General features: G+C 70.0%; 18 protein-coding genes. 7 read left to right on the top strand and 11 right to left on the bottom strand.

What is annotated here, in order from left to right; translation table 11 throughout:
* Positions 1–135 precede the first annotated feature (135 nt).
* Complete coding sequence (locus O4G76_RS06100; protein ID WP_269396483.1) at positions 136–3,057, top strand: hypothetical protein; 2,922 nt, start codon at positions 136–138, stop codon at positions 3,055–3,057.
* A 71-nt stretch (positions 3,058–3,128) separates the two neighbouring features.
* A complete protein-coding gene (locus tag O4G76_RS06095; RefSeq protein WP_269396482.1) occupies positions 3,129–5,060 on the top strand; it encodes a monovalent cation:proton antiporter-2 (CPA2) family protein in 1,932 nt (643 codons plus the stop codon).
* Between the two features lie 18 nt (positions 5,061–5,078).
* Here the strand turns inward: O4G76_RS06095 and cobT are convergent, their stop codons facing one another.
* On the bottom strand, positions 5,079–6,092 hold the full coding sequence (gene cobT, locus O4G76_RS06090; protein WP_269396481.1) for a nicotinate-nucleotide--dimethylbenzimidazole phosphoribosyltransferase: 1,014 nt from the start codon (positions 6,090–6,092) through the stop codon (positions 5,079–5,081).
* 70 nt (positions 6,093–6,162) lie between these two features.
* Here cobT and O4G76_RS06085 point away from each other — a divergent pair, with 70 nt between their 5' ends.
* Positions 6,163–6,873 (top strand): adenosylcobinamide-GDP ribazoletransferase, encoded by a 711-nt coding sequence (locus tag O4G76_RS06085; protein ID WP_269396480.1) that lies wholly within the window; start codon positions 6,163–6,165, stop codon positions 6,871–6,873.
* On the opposite strand, the gene O4G76_RS06080 is transcribed toward O4G76_RS06085, so the two are convergent.
* Together O4G76_RS06080 and O4G76_RS06075 are read right to left on the bottom strand one after the other, a co-directional pair.
* Positions 6,870–7,565 (bottom strand): VCBS repeat-containing protein, encoded by a 696-nt coding sequence (locus O4G76_RS06080; RefSeq protein WP_269396479.1) that lies wholly within the window; start codon positions 7,563–7,565, stop codon positions 6,870–6,872. The genes O4G76_RS06085 and O4G76_RS06080 overlap by 4 nt on opposite strands.
* Positions 7,565–7,888 carry a 2Fe-2S iron-sulfur cluster-binding protein gene (locus O4G76_RS06075; RefSeq protein ID WP_269396478.1) on the bottom strand — a complete coding sequence of 108 codons (324 nt, stop codon included), beginning with the start codon at positions 7,886–7,888 and terminating at the stop codon, positions 7,565–7,567. Before O4G76_RS06075 ends, O4G76_RS06080 begins: the two co-directional genes overlap by 1 nt.
* A 190-nt stretch (positions 7,889–8,078) precedes the next feature.
* On the opposite strand from O4G76_RS06075, the gene O4G76_RS06070 reads away from it, so the two are divergent.
* Entirely contained in the window at positions 8,079–8,564 is a 486-nt protein-coding gene (locus O4G76_RS06070; protein ID WP_269396477.1) for a peptidoglycan-binding domain-containing protein, read from the top strand.
* Positions 8,565–8,622: 58 nt separating this feature from the next.
* Here O4G76_RS06070 and O4G76_RS06065 read toward each other — a convergent pair whose 3' ends face one another.
* The 6 genes from O4G76_RS06065 to rpiA form a co-directional block, all read right to left on the bottom strand.
* The gene (locus O4G76_RS06065; RefSeq protein WP_373568011.1) at positions 8,623–10,146 is read right to left on the bottom strand and encodes a Do family serine endopeptidase; all 1,524 of its coding nucleotides are present in this window, start codon (positions 10,144–10,146) and stop codon (positions 8,623–8,625) included.
* Positions 10,147–10,302: 156 nt separating this feature from the next.
* Positions 10,303–10,497: a DUF2065 domain-containing protein gene (locus O4G76_RS06060; protein WP_085894486.1), complete on the bottom strand. Its 195-nt coding sequence runs from the start codon at positions 10,495–10,497 to the stop codon at positions 10,303–10,305.
* Positions 10,494–11,648 (bottom strand): protease modulator HflC, encoded by a 1,155-nt coding sequence (hflC, locus tag O4G76_RS06055; RefSeq protein WP_269396476.1) that lies wholly within the window; start codon positions 11,646–11,648, stop codon positions 10,494–10,496. Before hflC ends, O4G76_RS06060 begins: the two co-directional genes overlap by 4 nt.
* A 1-nt stretch (position 11,649) precedes the next feature.
* The gene (gene hflK, locus O4G76_RS06050) at positions 11,650–12,840 is read right to left on the bottom strand and encodes an FtsH protease activity modulator HflK (protein WP_269396475.1); all 1,191 of its coding nucleotides are present in this window, start codon (positions 12,838–12,840) and stop codon (positions 11,650–11,652) included.
* 80 nt (positions 12,841–12,920) lie between these two features.
* Positions 12,921–14,363 carry an FAD-dependent oxidoreductase gene (locus tag O4G76_RS06045; protein WP_269396474.1) on the bottom strand — a complete coding sequence of 481 codons (1,443 nt, stop codon included), beginning with the start codon at positions 14,361–14,363 and terminating at the stop codon, positions 12,921–12,923.
* A gap of 13 nt (positions 14,364–14,376) precedes the next feature.
* Complete coding sequence (gene rpiA, locus O4G76_RS06040) at positions 14,377–15,162, bottom strand: ribose-5-phosphate isomerase RpiA (RefSeq protein ID WP_269396473.1); 786 nt, start codon at positions 15,160–15,162, stop codon at positions 14,377–14,379.
* Between the two features lie 165 nt (positions 15,163–15,327).
* Between rpiA and O4G76_RS06035 the strand changes: the two genes are divergently transcribed.
* Both O4G76_RS06035 and O4G76_RS06030 read left to right on the top strand, forming a co-directional pair.
* Positions 15,328–16,029 carry a glutathione S-transferase family protein gene (locus O4G76_RS06035; protein WP_269396472.1) on the top strand — a complete coding sequence of 234 codons (702 nt, stop codon included), beginning with the start codon at positions 15,328–15,330 and terminating at the stop codon, positions 16,027–16,029.
* On the top strand, positions 16,029–17,402 hold the full coding sequence (locus O4G76_RS06030) for an L-serine ammonia-lyase (RefSeq protein ID WP_269396471.1): 1,374 nt from the start codon (positions 16,029–16,031) through the stop codon (positions 17,400–17,402). The genes O4G76_RS06035 and O4G76_RS06030 overlap by 1 nt, the downstream gene beginning before the upstream one ends.
* A 118-nt stretch (positions 17,403–17,520) precedes the next feature.
* On the opposite strand, the gene O4G76_RS06025 is transcribed toward O4G76_RS06030, so the two are convergent.
* Both O4G76_RS06025 and O4G76_RS06020 read right to left on the bottom strand, forming a co-directional pair.
* Positions 17,521–18,063: a hypothetical protein gene (locus O4G76_RS06025; protein WP_269396470.1), complete on the bottom strand. Its 543-nt coding sequence runs from the start codon at positions 18,061–18,063 to the stop codon at positions 17,521–17,523.
* Positions 18,060–18,665 carry a riboflavin synthase gene (locus O4G76_RS06020; protein ID WP_269396469.1) on the bottom strand — a complete coding sequence of 202 codons (606 nt, stop codon included), beginning with the start codon at positions 18,663–18,665 and terminating at the stop codon, positions 18,060–18,062. Before O4G76_RS06020 ends, O4G76_RS06025 begins: the two co-directional genes overlap by 4 nt.
* 147 nt (positions 18,666–18,812) lie before the next feature.
* Here O4G76_RS06020 and O4G76_RS06015 point away from each other — a divergent pair, with 147 nt between their 5' ends.
* On the top strand, positions 18,813–20,099 hold the full coding sequence (locus tag O4G76_RS06015) for a capsule biosynthesis protein (protein WP_269396468.1): 1,287 nt from the start codon (positions 18,813–18,815) through the stop codon (positions 20,097–20,099).
* Positions 20,100–20,113: the final 14 nt, after the last annotated feature.

The raw sequence follows: 20,113 nt of genomic DNA, 5'->3' as shown, positions 1-20,113 counted from the left end.
GGCGCGCCGCCTTGCAAGAGCGGTGCGATCACAACCTCCGGGGGGCGGGTTGCGCGCGCGGAAAGCTGCTTGCAAAATGCCGCCGGTCTGGCACGCCCGTTCCCGGACCCTGCCAGTGATGCTAAGGCCTGCCACATGACACCCAATTTCGCCCTGTCGCTCTCGCTCGAGGGCCTGAGACTGCTGCACCGCGCGCCCGCGGGCTGGACCCGGATCGGCGAGGTGCCGCTCGACAGCGCGGATCTCGCGGGCGATCTGGCGCGGCTGCGGGCGGCCGCGCTCGCCCGCGCGCCGGAAGGGCTGCGCACCAAGCTGCTGATTCCCAACGACCAGATCCGCTACCTCGTGCTCGAGGACGTGCTCGGTGCCGACGAGGTGGCAAAGGCGCTGGAGGGGACGACCCCCTATGCCGTGGACGAACTGGCCATCGACTACGTGGTCGAGAACGGGCGCACCCATGTCGCGGCGGTGGCGCGCGAGACGCTGGAAGAAGCCGAAGGCTTCGCGCGGGAGCACGCGCTGGAGCCGGTGGCCTTCGCCGCCGTGCCGGAGTCGGATGGTTTCCCGGGCGAGGTGCTGTTCGGTCCGGTGGAGGGCCTGAATGAGACGGTGACGCGCGACGAGGTCGCGGTGCACGAGCTGCCGCCCGAAGCCCAAGGCGATCCGTTGGAAATCACCGATATGGATTCCGCCGTGTCGGACGCGTCTTTCGAGGCGGAACCGCCGATCGACGAGGACGACCTCCCCCCGGCACCCCTGCCCGCGCAGCCCCCGGCCGATGCCGCCGAGGCCGGGACCGGCCCCGAGGCCGATGCGTCGGAACAGGAGATGGCTGCGATCGATACCCAGGCCCTGGAGATCGGGGCGGGTGACGAGATGCCCGCACCGCAGTCTGAACCCTTGGACACGCAGCTTGAGGTGCCGAAGGAGAGGGTATCGCGGGACCGCGACCCGACCTCGTCCGCCCCGGTCATGCCGGCCGCCGAGCCGGAAGATGAGGACGAGGCGCTGCTGGCCCCTGCCCCGGACACCACCGCACCCCGACCGGCGGAGCCGTTGCCGCAGGCGGGGGCTCCGGTGATGCCGGACCTGCCGATGCCCGACCAGAGTGGCATCGATGACGACGAGACCATGCTGGCAGAGCCCGCGCATCGCGAGCCCCCCCGCCCAGCTGCTCCCCCGGCCGCGCCGCCGCTACCGCCACGCGGTGACGCTGCCCGCGACAAGGCCACCCCGCCACGTACCGATGAGAGCGCCGATGCCGCGCGCCGGATCATGCCGCCCGCGATGCCGCGGCCCGGCGCACCTCCAGCCGTCATGCCGGCCATGCCGCCCGCGACGCCCGGTGAAAGCCAGGAGAACGGGGAGAACGCCGAGGCTGCCGCCCTCGCCGCCGGTGCGTCGCTGGTCGCGCCCGAGGCCTCCGCCGAGGCGCCCCAACCGGCGACCACGCCCCGCGCCGAACCCGGCAGCCGCCGCAGCGTCGATCTGGCCAGCGAACGCGAGCGCATGACCGTGTTCGGCGCGCGCCGCGCGACGCCCGACAAGCGGCCGGGCCGTCTCGCCCTGATCGCTGGTGCCATCGTCACCGCGCTTCTGGTGCTTCTGTTCGGGTTCTGGCTGAACGCCGCCGAAGATGATCCGCAGGCGGGTCTGTTGCGCGACACGAGCGCCGATCCGGCGGCGCTGGCGCCTGACGAACCCGAAGAAGCGCCTGCGGACACGCCCGAGCCCGAAGCCGCTGTCGCGGTGCCAGAGCAGCCCGCGCCGGAACCGGTGCCCGACTACGACGATTACCCGGAGCCCGATCGCGGTCCTGCCGCGGCGGTGAGCCCGGCCGAGGCCGAACGCGTCTATGCGGCCACCGGCGTCTGGCTGCGCGCGCCCCGCCTGCCTCTGACGCCGCGCGCGGAGCAGCTCGGCATGCCGGTCGCAGTGACGAGCGAAGCGGTCGCGGAATTCGGCATGGACGGTCTGCGCCTCGCCGCCGTCGCGCCGGATGGCGGGCTGCCGGTGCAGGCCGTGCCGCCGCCGGCAGGCAGCGTCTTCGAGCGCGACGCGCGCGGCTTCATCGCCGCCACCGCCGAGGGAACGGTGACGCCGCAAGGCCTCGTGGTCTACGAGGGACGACCCGAGGTTCTGCCGCCGACCCGGCCCGGCACGGTCGCCCCGCCCGCTGCGGCCCCTGCCGACGAGAGCGAAGCGCCCGAAGCCGAAGCAACCGAGGACGACAGCGCCGCGCTCGTCGATCCGGCTGCCACCCCCGAGGCCCGACCGGAGGGGGTGGAGCTGATTCCTGGCGCGCCGCCCGTGGTGCCGCCGACCCGGCCCGGCACTACCGCTTCGGAAACCGACGAGGCAGAGGCCGCCGGGGTGACGCCCGGCGGCGTCGCGCTCGACGCGCTGCGCCCCATCAGGCGTCCCGAAGATGCGGTGCTGCCGCCGCTCGCGGCCTATGAGGGGCCGCGTCCGCCGCTTCGCCCGGAGGGGCTGGCCCCCGATGCCGAGAGCCAGGTCACCGAGGCCACCGATGCCCAGGCAGCCGCCTTGGCCGAGGCCGTGGGCGAGACGCCTTCCCCGCCGGCGCGGGCCTCGGTCGCCGACGCGCTGGCCTCGCTGATGGCCGATGCGCCCGACCCGCTGGCCAACGCGACGCCGCAGGCGGTTCCGACCGCGCGCCGTCCGGATTCGCGGCCGCGCAACTTCGACCGCGTGGTGGCCCAGAGCCGAACCCGCGCTCCCGCTGCGGCCGCCTCGACCGCCGCCAGCGCGCCGCAGCAGGTCGCCAACGCGACCGTCGCCCCGGATGGGCCGGTGCCCGGCAGCGTCGCCCGGGCCGCCACCCGCGACAATGCCATCAACCTGCGCGACATCAATCTCATCGGCGTCTACGGCAAGCCGGGCGCGCGGCGGGCGCTGATCCGCATGGAGAACGGTCGCTACCTGCGCGTCGGCGTCGGCGACGCCCTCGATGGCGGCAAGGTCACGGCGATCGGCGACGACGTTCTGAACTATGTCCGGCGCGGTCGTACCATGGTCCTGAAGATCCCCGACTGACCCCTCTCGGTTGAACCGGCCCCGGCGATCGCCGCGTTGCCTTTGGCGGCGTCAGCGGCGATAGCTGGATCATGCAGGGATTTCTCTTTCAAGCCACGATCTATCTCGGTGCAGCGGTGCTGGCCGTACCGCTCGCCGCGCGGCTCGGCCTCGGCTCGGTGCTGGGCTATCTCGCCGCCGGCATCATCATCGGACCGGCCACGGGACTGGTCGGTGCCGAGACCGAGGATCTTCAGCATTTCGCCGAATTCGGCGTGGTGATGATGCTGTTCCTGATCGGGCTGGAGCTGGAACCGCGGGCGCTGTGGAACATGAGACAGCGGCTGATCGGACTGGGCGGCGTGCAGGTCGTGCTGACCACCGGCGCGCTGTTCATCGCGGGCAGTCTGCTCGGGCTCGACGCCAACGTGGCGCTCGCCACCGGGCTTATCTTCGCGCTCTCCTCCACTGCCATCGTGCTGCAGACGCTGTCCGAAAAGGGGTTGATGCAGACCCAGGGCGGGCGCTCCGTCTTCTCGGTGCTGCTGACGCAGGACATCGCGGTGATCCCGATGCTGGCGCTGCTGCCGTTGCTCGCGGTGTCGGGGCATGGCGGCGGCAGCGCGCATGGGGCGCCCGCGAACCCCGACGCGCCGGGCGTCAAGGAGGTCGAGGCCGCCCGCACGCTGATCGAGAACCTGCCGGGCTGGGCGGTGACGCTGGTGACGCTGGGCGCGGTGGCGGTGGTGGTGCTGACCGGCATCTACCTGACGCGGCCGGTGTTTCGCTACATCCACCACGCGCGTCTGCGCGAGCTCTACACCGCGCTGGGCCTGCTGATGGTGGTCTCCATTGCGGTCCTGATGGAGCTGGTCGGCCTGTCGCCCGCGCTCGGGACCTTTCTCGCCGGCGTCGTGCTCGCCAACTCCGAGTTCCGGCACGAGCTCGAAAGCGATCTCGAACCCTTCAAGGGGCTGCTCCTTGGGTTGTTCTTCATCACCGTCGGCGCCGGCATCGATTTCGGCGTGCTGCTGGACAACCCGATGCGGATCGCGGCGCTGACGCTCGCGGTGATCGCGATCAAGGGCGGGGTGCTCTACCTGCTGGCCCGGATCGCGCAGATGCACACACGCGACCGCTGGCTGTTCACGCTGGCGCTGGCGCAGGCGGGCGAGTTCGGCTTCGTGCTATCCTCTTTCTCGCTGCAACAGGGCGTGCTCACCTCCGGCGAGGCCAGTGTCATCCGGCTGGTGATCGGGCTGTCGATGCTGATCACGCCGCTGCTGTTCATCCTCTACGAGCAGCTGGTCAAGCGCGCCGAAAAGGCCCCGGACCCAGACCCCGACGAAATCGACCGGCAGGCGCCGATCATCATCGCCGGCATCGGTCGCTTCGGCCAGGTGGTGAGCCGTCTCGTGCAGGGCGCGGGCTTCGACACGGTGGTGCTCGACCACGACATGGAGATGATCGACACGATGCGCCGCTTCGGCTTCGGCGGTTTCTTCGGCGATCCGACCCGGCCCGACATCCTGCATGCCGCGGGGCTGGAGACCGCCAAGGTGCTGGTGGTGGCGCTCGACGACCGCCATGCCGCGCTCAAGCTGGTGCGTCATGCCCGTGCGATGCGGCCCGATCTGCACATCGTGGCGCGCGCCTATGACCGCGAGCATGTCTACCAGCTGTTCCAAGCCGGAGCGAACGACATCGTCCGCGAGATGTTCGATTCGAGCCTGCGGGCCGGGCGCTACGTGCTCGAGAATATCGGCCTGTCGCAGTTCGAGGCCTCCGAACTGGAGATGGCCTTCTACCAGCAGGACCGCGCCGTGGTCCGCGAGCTGGCACAGCTGTGGAAACCCGGCGTGCCGGTGTCGCAGAACCCCGAATACGTGAAGCGCGCGCGCGAGCTGAACAAGGATCTCGAGACCTCAATCCTCGAGCGGCTGCACCCGCAGGGCGACGCCACCGAAACCGAGCCGCTCGAAGGCGCCAGCACGGTGGGTTATCGCAGCAAGGATCGCGGTTAGCGCGCGGACGGGCGGGCCTCAACCGTCGCTGACGCCCGCTTCGGCAAAGGTCGCCATGCCCGACAGGCAGGCCAGCGCCCCGCGCAGCACGCCGATCGCCAGCGTGCCGCCCGACCCCTCCCCGAGGCGCAGCCCCAGCGACAGCAGCGGCGCCTTGCCCAGCGCGTCGAGCAGCCGCGCATGGCCGCTCTCCGCGCCCTGGTGGCCGGCGACCGCGTGGTCGAGCGCAGCCGGGGCGGCGCGGTGCAGTACCAGCGCGGCGGAGCAGCAGATGAAGCCGTCGAGGATCACCGGGATGCGGTGATGCCGGGCCGCGAGGATCGCCCCCGCCATCGCCACGATCTCGCGCCCGCCGAGCTGGCGCAGCACCTGCAGAGGATCGCTTTCTCCGGCGATCCGCGCCGCGCCCTGCGCCACCGCCTCGGCCTTGCGGGCGAGACCGGCATCGTCGACGCCGGTGCCGCGCCCGGTCCAGTCGCGCGCCTCGCCGCCTTCGAGCGCCAGCGCGATGGCCGAGGCGGCGCAGGTATTGCCGATACCCATCTCGCCCGCGACCAGAAGGTCCGCCTCGGGGTCCACCGCCCTCCAGCCCACAGCCATCGCCGCGACGAGATCGGCCTCGCTCATCGCCGGTTCGGTGACGAAATCGCCCGTGGGCCGGTCGAGGTCCAAGGGATGCACGGTCATCGTGGCGCCGAACGCCAGGGCCAGCTGGTTCACCGCCGCGCCGCCGGCCTCAAAATTGCCGACCATCTGCGCGGTGACCTCCGCCGGGAAAGCCGAGACGCCGCGCGCCACCACCCCGTGATTGCCCGCGAAGATCGCCACCTGCGGTCGGGACAATCGCGGCCGCGACGTGCCGCGCCAACCCGCATACCACAGCGCCAGCTCCTCGAGCCGTCCCAGAGAGCCCATCGGCTTGGTCAATTGCGCGTTGCGGGCGGCCGCCTCGGCCTGCGCCGTGACATCGGGAGCGGGAAGCTCCCGCAGCAGGGCACGCAGACCTGCGAGATCGGTAAAGGGGGCAGTCATGCGGCGTCCTCGTTGCATCGCGGCTCCGGCCTGCCTAACCCTAGAGGGTACGACTTGAAAAGAGGTCCAGATGCTTCAACCAATCCGCGCGGCCTTCGGCCTGCTGACCCGCCTGCCCGTCGGCCCGGCGCCGGTACAACCGGAAGGGGTCTGGGCCTTTCCGGTGGCGGGTCTGGCGGTCGGTGCGATCGCGGGTTTGAGCTTCTGGGTCGCGCTGGCGCTGGGGCTGCCGCCCGGCCCGGCGGCGGCACTGGCGCTCTTTGGGCAGATCCTGCTGACCGGGGCGCTGCACGAGGACGGGCTCGCCGACTGCGCCGACGGGCTCTGGGGCGGCTTCGAGCGGGCCGGTCGGCTCGAGATCATGCGCGACAGCCGCGTCGGCAGCTATGGCGTGCTGGCGATCGGAACGAGCCTGCTGATCCGCTGGTCGGCGCTGGTGGCGGCGGGTCCCTGGGGGTTGGTGATCGCCGCCGTGCTGAGCCGGGCGGCCATGGTCTGGCCAATGGCGCGGCTGCCGCATGCGCGCAAGGACGGGCTGGCGCGGCTCGCCGGGCGGCCCAGCGGCCGAGCCATGGCGCTGGCCTGTGGCGTCGCGGCTCTCATCGTGCTGCCGCTGGCTGGGTGGAGCCTTCTGCTGCTGGCTCCGGCGGTGGCGTTGGCGGCTCTGGCCGGCACCGCCATCGCACGCGCCAAGATCGGCGGCCAGACCGGCGACATTCTCGGTGGCACCCAGCAATTGGCTGAAATGGCCGCGCTTCTGGTGCTGGCGGCTCTGGTTTAACCCGCGCAGTCAAGCGCCAAGGCGAAACCGGCCTCTTCCAGCGGCCCGATATCGCGCGCCGACAGCGTGCCTTCCACGAGCCGTACCGCCATGATCCGACGCCATGACGCATCGGCGAGCACGAGTTCCGGCCCCTCCCCACAATCGCGCACCCCGCCCGAGATGTCGGGCGCGCCGAAGCGGTGATTGGTCAGCCCTTCCAGCGCCGCGACCTGTTCCAGCACGCCGTCCCGCAGCCGCCAGACCCGCAGCACCCGGGCCAGATGCGGCCGGTCGACATAGGCCAGCTCGATATGCCCGTCGCCGTCCAGTTCGGCAGGCGGCAGCGGCGCCAGCCAGCGATGCGAGGTGCCGATATAGGGCGTCGCGGCGATCAGCCCGTCGGGGCCGTAGACGGAAAGCCGCGCGCCCTGCGCCGCATCCGTCTCGACCACCACGGCCTCCATGGCGCCGTCGCCGTCGACATCGGCCAGCCGCGGTGCGGTGTCCTCGAAGACACGGGAATCGGGGAGCCGGATCAACCGGGTCTCGCCGGTTTCGGTCACCATCTCGAGCGCGCCCCATTCCTCGGTTTCACCGAAGACACCATGCGCGTAGCGCGTGGTGGGCTCGGTGAACCGTGCCTCGGAGAGGCCTTGGCCCTGCGCCATGGCCGGCCCGGCAAGGAGCCATGTCAGCAGGGCCGCGCGCATCAGATCTGCCGCTCGGGCATGCGCACCACGAGACCGTCGAGCGCGTCGGAGACCTTGAGCTGGCAGGTCAGCCGCGAGCGCGTCTCGTCCGGCTCGTAGGCGAATTCCAGCATGTCCTCTTCCATCGGGTCCTTCTCGGGCAGCTTCCCGACCCAGGCCTCGTCGACATAGACATGGCAGGTCGAGCAGGCGCAGGCGCCACCGCAATCGGCCTCGATGCCGGGGATGCCGTTGTCGCGCGCCCCCTCCATGACGGTCAGCCCGTTGGCCACGTCGACGACATGCTCGGTGCCGTCATGCTCGATATATGTGATCTTCGCCATCTCAGGCTCCTCTGTCGCGTTGCGCCGCCCTGTCTAGGCGAGCCGCCGCGGCGCCGCCAGTGCCCGGATGCCGCCCCCTTTCCAGAGCTGCTGCGTCCGCCGTGCCACGCGGCGCCCATGTGATCCGCCAAGGCTTCCGGCGCCGGGCGCGGGCGTCTAGGTTCGGGCGGGTAACGACCGCCGGTGCCCGATGTTCCGACTTCTACTTCTTGTGCCCCTCGCGGCCTGCGCTTCCGCCGCGCCGCAGGTGCCGGCCTTCATGTCGGCCGAGATCGAAACCGGCGCCGGAGGACGCTGCTACGGGCGCGACATCACCCCCGCGGTGATCGAGACCGTGCGCGAGCAGCAGCGTGAGCCCGGCGAGGGTCCCGCACGCTATCGCAGCATCACCCGCCAGCAGATCCTGCGGGAGCGGCGCGAAGTGCTGTTCGAGACGCTCTGCCCGCCCGAGTTCACCCCCGCCTTCGTCGAGACCTTGCAGCGCGCGCTGGTGACGCGCGGCTTTCATCCCGGCCCGGTGACCGGGCAGCTCGACAGGGTGACGCTCGACGCCGTGCAGGCGTTCCAGCGGGGCAGCGGCGGGCCGGACAGCCCGGTGCTGTCTCTGGCCTCCGCGCAGCGCCTCGGCATCGCGCCTCTGACCGCCGAACAGCTGGACATCATGAACCGCCGCTAGGGCCATGAAAAAGGGCGCCCGAAGGCGCCCTTCCCGGTCCGAGCGGATCCTCTGCGGATCACTCCGCCGTCTCTTCCAGCCCCAGCGCCACGAAGCGCGGATCACCGGCGCGCCGCACCAGGAGCAGCAGCGACTTGCGGCCGGCCTCGCGGGCCTCTTCGACGCGGGCCTCGAAATCGGCCACGGAGGCGACGGGCTGCTGCCCGGCCTCGGTGATCACGTCACCCGCGGCGACGCCCTTTTCGGCGGCATCCGAGGCCGGGTCCACATCGGTCACCACCAGGCCTTCCGCGTCCTCGGGCAGATCGAGCTGCTGGCGCAGTTCCGGCGTCAGCTCGGACAGGCTGAGCCCGAACATCTCGGTCTCGGCGCCTTCGCCCGACCCCTGCGCCGAGGCGGGCACCGCGCTTTCGGCGTCCTCGCGGCGGCCCAGCGTCACGGCCAACTCGACCATTTCGCCATCGCGCAGAACCGTCACCGGCACCTCCTCGCCCACCGGGGCGCGGCCGACCATGCGCACGAGGTCGCGCGTATCGGGCACCTCGTGGCCGTCGAAATTGACGATCACGTCGCCCGCCTCCATGCCGGCCTCCATCGCCGGACCCTCGGGCACATCGGTGACAAGCGCACCGGCGGCACCTTCCAGCCCCTCGATCGCCTCGACCATGTCGGGCGTCACGTCCTGGATCCGCACGCCGAGCCAGCCGCGCCGGGTCTCGCCGAATTCCTGCAGCTGGTCGACCACCTCGGTCACCACGTCCGAGGACATTGCGAAGCCGATGCCGATCGAGCCGCCATTGGGCGACAGGATCGCGGTGTTCACGCCGATCACCTCGCCCGACATGTTGAACAGCGGGCCACCCGAGTTGCCGCGGTTGATCGCGGCATCGGTCTGGATGTAGTCGTCATAGGTGCCCGAGAGCGCCCGGCCCCGGGCCGAGACGATACCGGCCGAGACCGAGAAACCCTGACCCAGCGGGTTGCCCATCGCCATCACCCAGTCGCCCACGCGAGCGCCTTGGCCGGTGCTGTCACCGAACTCTACATAGGGCAGATCCTCGCCCTCGACCTTCAGCAGCGCGATGTCGGTGGAGGCATCGGTGCCCACCACTTCGGCCTTGAGCGTCTTGCCGGAGAAGAACTCGATATTGATCTCGTCGGCGCCGTCGATGACGTGGTTGTTGGTGACCACGTAGCCATCGGCCGAGATGACGAAGCCCGAGCCCAGCGCCGAGGAGCGGCGCGGCGCGCTGTCGCCGCGATTCTGGAAGTCGCGGAAGAACTCCTCGAAGGGCGAGCCCTCGGGCACGATGCCCTGCGGTCCGGCCGGGGCCGAAACCATGGTCGAGGTGGTGATGTTGACCACCGCCGGGCTCACCTGCTCGGCGAGATCGGCGAAGGTGAGCGGCCGCGTCGCATCGGGCGCATCGGCCGTCGTCTGGGCCTCCGTCTCCGGCGTCACGGCGGTGTCCTGCGCAGCGAGCGGGGCCACTTGGCCCAGCCCCAGCGCGGCGCCCAGGGCCAGCACCGAAACGGCGCGGACGGGGGTGACGAGGGACGTGGAATTGGTCTTGGCGTTCACGGGCACACTCCTGTTTCGTCCTGTGCGTCGGAGCGCGATGCATCGAGCCGCTCCGGTCGGCGCAGACCATCAACGTAAGGCCGCTTCGGTGCAACTCAAGCCCGGGTCGCGACGCGTCAAAGCGGTGTGACGGGTTGTAACATGAACGGATGCGGATCAGAGCGTGGTCAGGCGCGCCATCCACAACAGCGCCACCCCGAGCGCCAGCGCCACCAGCCCCGCCAGGCGACGCTGCTCGGGCGGCATGTCGCGCAGCGTCTCAAGCATCCTAAGAACGAGCGAAGGGGCCAGCGCCCAGGCCAGCCCCTCAATCACGAGCACCAGGCCTAGGCCCAGCAGGATCGGCGTCACTGCGTCGCCACCCCGGCACCGGCGTCAGCGTCGTCCTCGGGCAGCGTCACCCGCGGCGTCAGCGCTTCGGCCTGACCCTCGGCCGCAGCATCGGCTTCGGCTTGCGCATCGATCTCGCCCTCCTGGGTCGAGAAGGTCACGGTGCCGTCCTCGCCCTGGCGGACTTGCAGGCTGTCGAGCCGGATCACGCCGGCATCCGCCTCGCCCGAGGCCGTCTCCTCCTCGGCGCCGCCACTGAGGGGGCCGCGCGCCCGCGCGGGCGCCGGGGTCATCCCCTCGGGCAGGTCGTCGTTGTAGAGGTAGTCGAAGAAGGCGCTGTCTGGGGTCAGCACCAGCTGCGAGTTGGAGCCCTGCAGCGCTCGTTCATAGGCCTGCAGCGACCGGTAGAAGTCGAAGAACTCCGGATCGGCATTGTAGGCGGCCGCGAAGATCGCGTTGGCCTCGGCATCGGCTTCGCCTCGGGTCACCTGCGCCTCGCGCTCGGCCTCCGACAGAGTCTCGATCACGGTCCGGTCGGCCAGCGCGCGAACCCGCTGCGCGGCCTCGTTACCGCGGGCGATCTCGTCGGCCGCCTCGCGCTCGCGCTCGGCGCGCATCCGCGCGAAGGTCGCGTCGAGGTTCTGGCTCGGCAGGTTGGTCTGCTTGAGACGCACGTCGACCACGTCAATGCCGAGGCCCTGCGCCGAGCGCTGCGCCTGCTCGCGGATGCGGTTCATCAGTTCGCGGCGATCCGAGGACAGGATAGTGTCGGAAGTCACCTGGTCGGCGCCGAGCACCTCGCGGATCTGCGCGTTGAGGATCGAGCTGAGCCGATCCTCGGCAGCACGCACGCCGCCCACGCCGACGGCCTGCCGGAACTGCACCACGTCGGCGATGCGGTAGCGCGCGAAGGCGTCGACCACGAGCCGGCGGTCGTCCGAGGGCGTGACCTCGATGGTCTCGGTGTCGAGCGACAGGATCCGGTCGTCATAGGTCACGACCTCCTGGATCAGCGGAATCTTGACCCCGAGGCCGGGCTCTTCCTTGACCTGGCGAATCTGGCCGAACTGCAGCACGAGCGCCTTTTCGCGCTCGTCGACGACGTAGATCGACGACAGGCCCACCGCGACGGCGATGACGATGGCGGGTAGCAGGATTGCGGTCTTCTTCATCTCAGTTCCCCTGCCCGGTGGTGGCGTTGGAGGCGGAGGCCGCGCCCTGCTGCTGCTGGTTGCCCGACTGGCGGCCCAGCTCGTTCAGCGGCAGGAACGGCACGATGCCGGTGCCGCCGCCCTCGCCGCCGGTGATCGAGGGGTCGAGCACCATCTTGTCGACGTCGCCCAGAACCCGCTCCATCGATTCGAGATAGAGACGGCGGCGGGTGACCTGCGGCGCCTGCGCGTATTCGTCCTGCACTGCCGAGAAGCGGCTGGCCTGACCCAGCGCGTCGTTGATGGTCTGGGCGCGGTAGCCCTCGGCCTGCTCGACGGTCTGCGCGGCTTCGCCACGCGCCTCGGCAAGAACCCGGTTGGCATAGGCGTCGGCCTGGCGCTGCAGGCGGTCGCGCTCCTGCTCGGCGGCCTGCACGTCGCGGAACGCGTCGATCACCTCCGAGGGCGGGTCGGCGCGGTCGAGGTTGACCCGGACGATGTTGATGCCGCTCTCGTAGGCGTCGAGCGTCGCCTGGATCGACTCCATCGCCGTGTCGGCGATCAGACCCCGGTCGCGGTTGAGGATCGGCGCCAGGTTCGAAGCGGCGATGATCTCGCGCATCACGGATTCCGACACCGCCTGCACGGTGAGCTGCGGGTCGCGGATGTTGAACAGGAACTTGGCCGGGTCGGACACGTTCCAGACCACCTGGAAGCCGATATCGACGATATTGGCGTCGGTGGTCAGCATCAGCCCGTCATTGTCGCGACCGATACCGATATTCTCGGTCCGCTCGGAGGTGACGTTGACGACCTCGTGCGTGACCAGCGGCCATGGCGCGAAGTTCAGGCCGGGGCTGCCGGTGGAGGAGTAGGAGCCGAGGAACAGTTCGACCGACTGCTCTTCGGGCCGCACCGTGTAGAAAGACATCACGCCCCAGAGCACCAGCGCGCCCGCGGCGATGAGGCCGATGGTTCCGCGCGACATGTGAAAGCCCGGTCCGCCATTGCCGCCGGATCCGGTGCCGCGACCGCCGCCGCCCATCAGCACGCGCAGCTGTTCGCGGCCCTTGTTCATCAATTCGTCGATCTGCGGGCTCTCGCCGGGCCGGCGCGGCCGCTGCGGGCCGCCGGGCCGCCTGTCGTCATCCCCGCCGCCGGGTCCGCGCCCGCCGCCACCGCCACCCCAAGGGCCGCCGTTGTTTCCAGCCATGAAGCCTCTGTTCCCCTGTTGGTTTCCCCCGCGCCGGTTTCACCCGGCACGCTTTGCATGTGTGGGCAAACGCCCGGTATTCAAGAACGCCGCACCGGCTCGCGCATGGTGACGATCTCCTCGGCCATGGTCGGATGCACCGCCACGGTCCGGTCGAAATCCTCCTTCGTGGCGCCCATCTTGACCGCGATGCCCGCGAGCTGGATCAGCTCGCCCGCCTCGGGTGCGACGATGTGACAGCCCAGGATCTTGCGGGTCTCGATCGACACCACGAGCTTCATCAGCACCCGGTCGGCCGATCCGGCGAAGGCCGACTGCATCGGCTTGAATGACGAGCAGTAGACCTCGACCGGCTCGATCTCGCGCGCCGCTTCCTCGGTCAGGCCGATCGTGCCCAGCTCGGGCTGAGTGAACACCGCCGAGGGGATCAGCGCATGATCCACCGGCGTTGGGTTGCCCTTGAATACGGTCTCGACGAACTGCATCCCCTCGCGGATCGCCACCGGGGTGAGGTTCACCCGGTCGGTGACGTCGCCGATCGCATAGATCGAAGGACAGCCGGTCTGGCTGTACTCGTCGACCTCGATGGCGCCGCCCCGCGCGAGGGTCACGCCCGCCTCCTCGAGCCCAAGGCCGTCGGTGTTGGGCTTCCGCCCGGTGGCGAAGAGCACCGCGTCATAGACCCGCTCGTCGCCATTGGTCGCCTTGACCCAGACCGGTCCCTTGGTGCCGGGCGCCGCCTCGGCCAAGCCATTCGACCCCGCAGCGTCCGAGTCGGTGCCGTGGTGGCGCACGGCGTCGCCCGCCTCGGCCTCGGGGCACATCTCGACCACGTTGGTGCCCAGATGCAGGTCGATGCCGCGCTCGCGCATCGAATCCGCGATCAGGCCGCGCGCCTCGTCGTCGAAGCCGCGCAGGATCTGCGCGCCGCGGTAGAACTGCGTCACCTTCACGCCGAGCCCGTGCAGGATGCAGGCGAATTCGCAGGCGATGTAGCCGCCGCCGACGATCAGGATCGATTTCGGCAGTGACTCGAGATCGAAGATGTCGTCCGAGACCATGCCCAGATGCGCGTTCTTCATGTCGGGGCGCACCGGGCGGCCGCCGGTCGCCACGAGGATGTGCTTGGCGGTCTTGCGGCTGCCATCGGCAAGCTCGACCGTGTGCGGATCGGCGATCTTGGCGCGGGCGTCGAACATCTCGACCCCGGAGCCGTCGAGCAGGCGGCGATAGACGCCTTCGAGCCGGTCCAGCTCGGCATGCAGCTTCTCACGGAAGGGGCGCCAGTCGAAGCGGCCCTCGCCGATCTCCCAGCCATAGGCGCGCGCCTCGTCGAGCACCTCGCCATAACCCGAGGCATAGACCATGAGCTTCTTCGGCACGCAGCCGCGGATCACGCAGGTGCCGCCCATGCGGCTCTCCTCGGCCAGCGCCACGGTTGCGCCGGTGGCGGCGGCGGTGCGCGCGGCGCGTACCCCGCCCGAGCCGCCGCCGATCACGAAGAGATCATAGTCGAATGCCATAAGTCGGTCAGTCCTAGTCGGAAATGTCTGTGAAGATGTTGTCGGGGGCGAGAAAATCGAAATGCGTCTCCTGCGCGTCGCCATGCAGATCGTAGCTCTCGACCCGGCCATCGCCATGGCCGATCACCACCGCGTCGCAGATATCGACGAACAGGCCGTTCTCGACCACCCCCGCGATCTGGTTGAGCGCGAGGCCAAGCTGGCGTGCATTGCCGATGCGGTTGAGGTGCAGATCGAGGATGTGGTTGCCCTCGTCGGTGCGCACCGGCTGGCCGTCCTTCATCCGCAGCGCCACCTCGCGGCCCAGCACGTCGAGCCCGACCAGCGTCTCCTCGACCAGCACCTTGGTGGCCTGCCAGCCGAAGGGGATGATCTCCACCGGCAACGGGAACGCCCCCAGCGTCTCGACCCGCTTGGTCGCGTCGGCGATGACGACCATTCGGTCCGAGGCCGTCGCCACGATCTTCTCGTGCAGCAGCGCGGCGCCACCGCCCTTGATCAGGTTCAGCTCGCCGTCGACCTCGTCGGCGCCGTCGATGGTCAGGTCGAGCCAGCCGGCCTCTTCCAGCGTCACCACCTCGATCCCGAGTTCGCGCGCCAGATCGGCGGTGCGGTGCGAGGTCGGCACGGCGCGGATGTCGAGCCCCTCGTCGCGCACCATCTCGCCCAGGCAGCGCACCAGCCATTCGGCGGTGGAGCCGGTGCCAAGGCCCACGCGCATGCCGCTTTCAACGAGACGGCTCGCCTGCTTGGCGGCGACGAACTTCGCCTTTTCAACGGGTGACAGGTCCTTGGCCATGCTGCGCCTCCTCGCGGGTCCGCCCCGGTTATAGGAAAGATGCCCGGCGCCTGCGAGGGGCAATCGTCCCTGTTCGGGTGCCGTCGGATCGGGCCTTGCGCGGATCGCGTGCGAATGGTCGCATCAGGAGCAGCGGCCCCAACCCGCACCTCGGAGGATGAGCCCATGACACTGCGACTGCATTACGCGCCCGACAATGCCTCGCTCTGCGTGCGTCTCGCGCTCGAGGAACTGGGCCTCGATTATCGCACCGCGCTGGTGGACCGGCGCGCGCAGGGCCAGCGCGCACCCGCCTATCTCGCGCTCAATCCTCATGGCATGATCCCGGTGCTAGAGACGGAGGAAGGGCCGATCTTCGAGACCGCGGCGATCCTGCTGTGGCTGTCGGACCGGCATCGCGAGCGCGTGGCGCTGATGCCTGCCCCCGACGCGCCCGAGCGAGGAATGGCGCTGGCCTGGCTGTTCTGGCTGTCGAACACGCTGCACCCTGCGCTCAGGATGCTGTTCTATGGTGGCGAGCATATCGCCCCGGAGATGGTCTTCGCGCTGCACGAGCGCACGGCGCAGCGCACGCTGGGCATGCTCGACAGGCTCGAGGCCGCGGCGCCGGCGCTCGGTGGCTGGCTCGGGGCGGCACAGCCCTCGGCGCTGGACTGCTACCTCGCGCCCATGCTGCGCTGGTGCGCCCTCTACCCCGAAAGCGGCACCGGCTGGTTCGAACTGAGGCGCTGGCCTGCCCTGCGAGCGGCGCTGGAGCGCTTCGAGGCCCGCGCCTCGGTCGCGGCGGCGATCCGGGTCGAGGGTCTGGGCGCCCGCCCCTTCACCGATCCGCGACCGCCACGCCCACCCGAAGGACACGCAACCTGATGTTTCTCTCCGTCTTCGACATCTTCAAGATCGGCATCGGCCCGTCATCATCGCATACCATCGGCCCGATGGTCGCGGCCGAGCGGTTTCTCGACCATCTGCGCGCGCAACCCTTCAAGGTGGCGGGCGTGTCGGCCCGGCTGCACGGCTCGCTCGCCTTCACCGGGGCGGGGCATGCCACCGACCGGGCGGTGATGCTGGGCCTCGCCGGGATCACCGTGGCGGGATATGACGCCGAGGCGGCGGAGGCTGAACTGGCCCGGCTCCGGGCGGAGAGGACGCTGCATCCCGGGGGGCTGGCACCGCTGCGCTTCGACCCGGGGAGCGATCTGGTCTTCGATTACGGCCCGCCGCTGCCGGCTCATGCCAACGGGCTGGTGCTCCGGGGCCACGACGCCCAAGGCGACGTGGTGGTCGAGCAGACCTACTACTCGATCGGCGGTGGCTTCGTGCGTACCGCCGAGGAGCTGGCGGCCGGCCCCGCCCCCGATCACGGCCCGGCCGTGCCCTACCCCTTTGCCAGCGCCAAGGAAATGCTGCGCATGGCGGCGGAGAGCGGCATGTCGATCGCGGCGATGAAACGGGCCAACGAGCGCGTGCGGCGTCCCCGTACCGATCTCGATGGCGACATCCGCAGGATCTGGCGCGTCATGTCCGATTGCATCGACCGCGGGCTCGAGGCCGAGGGCACGCTTCCCGGTGGTCTCGGCGTGCGCCGCCGCGCGGCGGCGATCCACGCCTCGCTGCGCGCCGAACGCGGCGGCAACATGGCCGCGCCGCATCTCGTGACCGACTGGATCTCGGCCTACGCGATGGCCGTGAACGAGGAGAATGCCGCCGGCGGGCAGGTGGTGACCGCGCCCACCAACGGTGCCGCGGGGGTAGTACCGGCGGTGATGCGCTACTGGCTCGACCACGTGCCGGGCGCCAGTCGTGAGCAGGTGCCGGAATTCCTGCTTACCGCCGCCGCCATCGGCGGGCTGATCAAGGAGAACGCCTCGATCTCGGGCGCCGAATGCGGCTGTCAGGCCGAGGTGGGCTCGGCCGCCGCGATGGCCGCAGCAGGGCTGGCCGCGGTGCTGGGCGGCACGCCCGCGCAGGTCGAGAACGCCGCCGAGATCGCGCTCGAACATCATCTGGGCATGACCTGCGATCCCGTGGCCGGCCTCGTTCAGGTGCCCTGCATCGAGCGCAACGGCATGGGCGCGGTCAAGGCGGTGGCGGCGGCGAGCCTCGCGCTCAGGGGCGATGGCGCGCATCTGGTGCCGCTCGATGTCGCAATCGAGACGATGCGCCAGACGGGGCGCGACATGAGCGACAAGTACAAGGAAACCTCGCAAGGGGGACTGGCCGTGAACCTGCCAAATTGCTGAGGGCGGCACCGGTCGGACGGGGCGGGATTTGCGTATTTCGGGAACAAAGTAGCCAAGCGCATTCGGCAACTTTGTTCCTTAAATACGCAGGACACGCCCTTGGCCACGCAGAGAACCTTCAGCCCCCGAAGTACCTTTCGGCTTTCATGAAGCCCGCCGCCCGCGCCGCTTCGGCCCAGTCGCGTTCGAGCGCGGTGTCACCTATCACGAGGAACCGATCGGCAGGCCCGTCGAGCATGTCGCGCAATCGGTCGCCGGTGGCACGCCAGCCCTCTGAAAGCCCCGGCGCACGCCCGGCGACGTCGATCGGAGCCGAAACGCGCACGCGCGCCGGATCGAGTGGTGGATGTACCGCCGCGACCCGGCGCGCCGCCAGGCTGGCCAGCCTGGCGCGCCGTTCCTGCGGCATGGCATCCCCCGGCCGCAGCAGCCGCAGCGCATTCGACGAAAACAGGAAGCCGATCAGGTCATGGCCAGTCGCCGCCCGCACCGAGGCATAGCTGCGATAGTCGAGACCGAGCGCCGCGGCGCGTTTCACCCGCAACCTCACGACCTCGACCGGAAGTGTAGGCAGCAATTCGCGGCGGGCCCGGGCCCAGGCGTGGCGGCGCCAGCCCGCGCCCGGCACCAGCGACGGGCCGCCATTGTGACCGAGGCTCATGCGTCCCAGTCGCGCAGCCGCGCCACGTAGCGCGCCATGGTGTCGATTTCGAGATTGATGAACTGGCCTTGGGCGATCTCGCCCCAATTCGTCACCTCGCGGGTATGCGGGATCAGGTTGACGCCGAACTCCGTGCCGTCGACCTCGTTGACGGTGAGCGAGGTGCCGTTGAGCGCGACCGAGCCCTTGGGGGCGATGAACTTGGCCAGTGCCTCGGGTGCACGGAAACGCACCCTCAGGCTGTCGCCCTCGTCGCGGGTCGACACCACCTCGGCCACGCCGTCGACATGGCCCGACACGATATGCCCGCCCAATTCGTCGCCGACCTTGAGCGCGCGCTCGAGGTTGATCCGCTTGCCCACATGCCAACCGTTGCGGCCGATATTGGTCAGGCCGACCGTCTCGGCCGAGATTTGCACGTCGAACCAGTTGCGCGGTTCGCGGCCCAGCGCGACGACGGTGAGACAGACGCCGTCGCAAGCGATCGAGGCGCCGATATCGATGGTCTCGGGATCATAGGACGTGGCGATGCGGGCGCGCAGGTCGCCCTCCTGCACCACGTCGAGAACCTCTCCGACGTCGGTGATGATGCCTGTGAACATGGGCGCGCTCCTGTCTTGCGTCCCAAGACCTAGAACCGCTGCGGGATGCGCACAAGGGTGGGCACTTTCACACGTCATCCCGACGCCATAAAACGGCCCGGAGCCGATGCGAAACGAAAGGGATCGTACGTCAACATGGTCCGCAACATGACCGATCCCGCCAAGAGACGCTTCTTGTTCCTGCAGGGCCCGCACGGCCCCTTCTTCCATAGGCTTGCCCGGATGCTGCGCGCGGCCGGCGCCACGACCTGGCGTGTCGGCTTCAACGCCGGCGACGCGGCCTTCTGGCACGACCGGGCCAGCTACATCCCCTATCGCGGCAATGCCGATGACTGGCCCGACGCCTTCGAGGCGCTGGTCGATAAGCACGGCATCACCGACATCGTGCTGTATGGCGACACGCGGCCGGTCCATGCCGCCGCCGTCGCGGCGGCACGGGCGCGCGGGCTGACCGTGCACGTCTTCGAGGAGGGCTATCTGCGCCCTTGGTGGGTCACCTACGAGCGGGGCGGCACCAACGGCCATTCGCGGCTGATGGAGATCGGCATAGACGAGATGCGGGCGGCGCTGGAGCGCTCGGACCCCGAGATCACGGAGGCGCCTGCCCATTGGGGCGACATGCGCCAGCACGTGTTCTATGGCGCGCTCTACCACTGGTTCGTGCTGTTTCGGAATCACGCCTATGCGGGATTTCGCGCGCATCGCGAGTTGCCGCTCGCGACCGAGGCGCGGCTCTACACGACGCGGCTGCTGCTGATGCCCTTCCTCGCGCTCGACCGGATCCTCGCGACGGCGCGGATTCGCCATGGCGGCTACCCCTATCACCTCGCGCTGCTGCAGCTCGAACACGATGCCAGCTTTCGCGCGCATTCGCCCTTCACCCGGATGTCCGAGTTCCTCGAACTGGTGATCGAGGGCTTTGCCAAGGGCGCGCCGCGTCATCACCATCTCGTCTTCAAGGCGCATCCGCTCGAGAACGGTCAAGCCCCGCTCCGGCGGATCATCCGCGATCTCGCCCGTGTCCACGGTGTCGACGGGAGGGTTCACTACCTGCGCGGCGGCAAGCTGGCGCGGCTTCTGGACGCCGCGCGCACCGCCGTCACGGTCAACTCCACGGCCGCGCAGCAGGTGCTGTGGCGTGGCATCCCGCTCAAGGCCTTCGGTCGCGCGGTCTACTCCAAGCCCGACCTCGCCTCGACCCAGCCGCTGGCCGAGTTCTTCGCGCAGCCGGTACGCCCGGATCGACGCGCCTATCGGGACTACCGGCGCTTCCTGCTGGAGACGAGCCAGGTCTCGGGCGGCTTCTACTCCTCGGGCGGGCGCAGGCGACTGTTGCGGCAGGTGGCCGACATGATGCTCGCTGCCGAGGACCCCTATGACGCGCTGCGCGCGGGCCGCGCCGCACCGCGTCAGCCGCTGCGCGCCTTGCCCTGACCCTCTGGCGCGTC

Source organism: Limimaricola sp. G21655-S1 (assembly GCF_027213785.1).
In the GTDB taxonomy this organism is placed as follows: domain Bacteria; phylum Pseudomonadota; class Alphaproteobacteria; order Rhodobacterales; family Rhodobacteraceae; genus Limimaricola.
This window is presented reverse-complemented; position numbering and strand designations above follow the sequence as displayed.

Excerpts from the sequence above, each read along its gene's own strand:
- O4G76_RS06070 (WP_269396477.1), top strand. The coding sequence starts at position 8,079 with ATGTTCCGACTTCTACTTCTTGTGCCCCTCGCGGCCTGCGCTTCCGCC.
- O4G76_RS06075 (WP_269396478.1), bottom strand. The coding sequence starts at position 7,888 with ATGGCGAAGATCACATATATCGAGCATGACGGCACCGAGCATGTCGTC.
- hflC (WP_269396476.1), bottom strand. The coding sequence starts at position 11,648 with ATGAAGAAGACCGCAATCCTGCTACCCGCCATCGTCATCGCCGTCGCG.
- O4G76_RS06025 (WP_269396470.1), bottom strand. The coding sequence starts at position 18,063 with ATGAGCCTCGGTCACAATGGCGGCCCGTCGCTGGTGCCGGGCGCGGGC.
- O4G76_RS06085 (WP_269396480.1), top strand. The coding sequence starts at position 6,163 with ATGCTTCAACCAATCCGCGCGGCCTTCGGCCTGCTGACCCGCCTGCCC.
- O4G76_RS06035 (WP_269396472.1), top strand. The coding sequence starts at position 15,328 with ATGACACTGCGACTGCATTACGCGCCCGACAATGCCTCGCTCTGCGTG.
- O4G76_RS06095 (WP_269396482.1), top strand. The coding sequence starts at position 3,129 with ATGCAGGGATTTCTCTTTCAAGCCACGATCTATCTCGGTGCAGCGGTG.
- O4G76_RS06045 (WP_269396474.1), bottom strand. The coding sequence starts at position 14,363 with ATGGCATTCGACTATGATCTCTTCGTGATCGGCGGCGGCTCGGGCGGG.
- O4G76_RS06030 (WP_269396471.1), top strand. The coding sequence starts at position 16,029 with ATGTTTCTCTCCGTCTTCGACATCTTCAAGATCGGCATCGGCCCGTCA.
- rpiA (WP_269396473.1), bottom strand. The coding sequence starts at position 15,162 with ATGGCCAAGGACCTGTCACCCGTTGAAAAGGCGAAGTTCGTCGCCGCC.
- O4G76_RS06100 (WP_269396483.1), top strand. The coding sequence starts at position 136 with ATGACACCCAATTTCGCCCTGTCGCTCTCGCTCGAGGGCCTGAGACTG.
- O4G76_RS06080 (WP_269396479.1), bottom strand. The coding sequence starts at position 7,565 with ATGCGCGCGGCCCTGCTGACATGGCTCCTTGCCGGGCCGGCCATGGCG.
- hflK (WP_269396475.1), bottom strand. The coding sequence starts at position 12,840 with ATGGCTGGAAACAACGGCGGCCCTTGGGGTGGCGGTGGCGGCGGGCGC.
- O4G76_RS06020 (WP_269396469.1), bottom strand. The coding sequence starts at position 18,665 with ATGTTCACAGGCATCATCACCGACGTCGGAGAGGTTCTCGACGTGGTG.
- O4G76_RS06015 (WP_269396468.1), top strand. The coding sequence starts at position 18,813 with ATGACCGATCCCGCCAAGAGACGCTTCTTGTTCCTGCAGGGCCCGCAC.
- cobT (WP_269396481.1), bottom strand. The coding sequence starts at position 6,092 with ATGACTGCCCCCTTTACCGATCTCGCAGGTCTGCGTGCCCTGCTGCGG.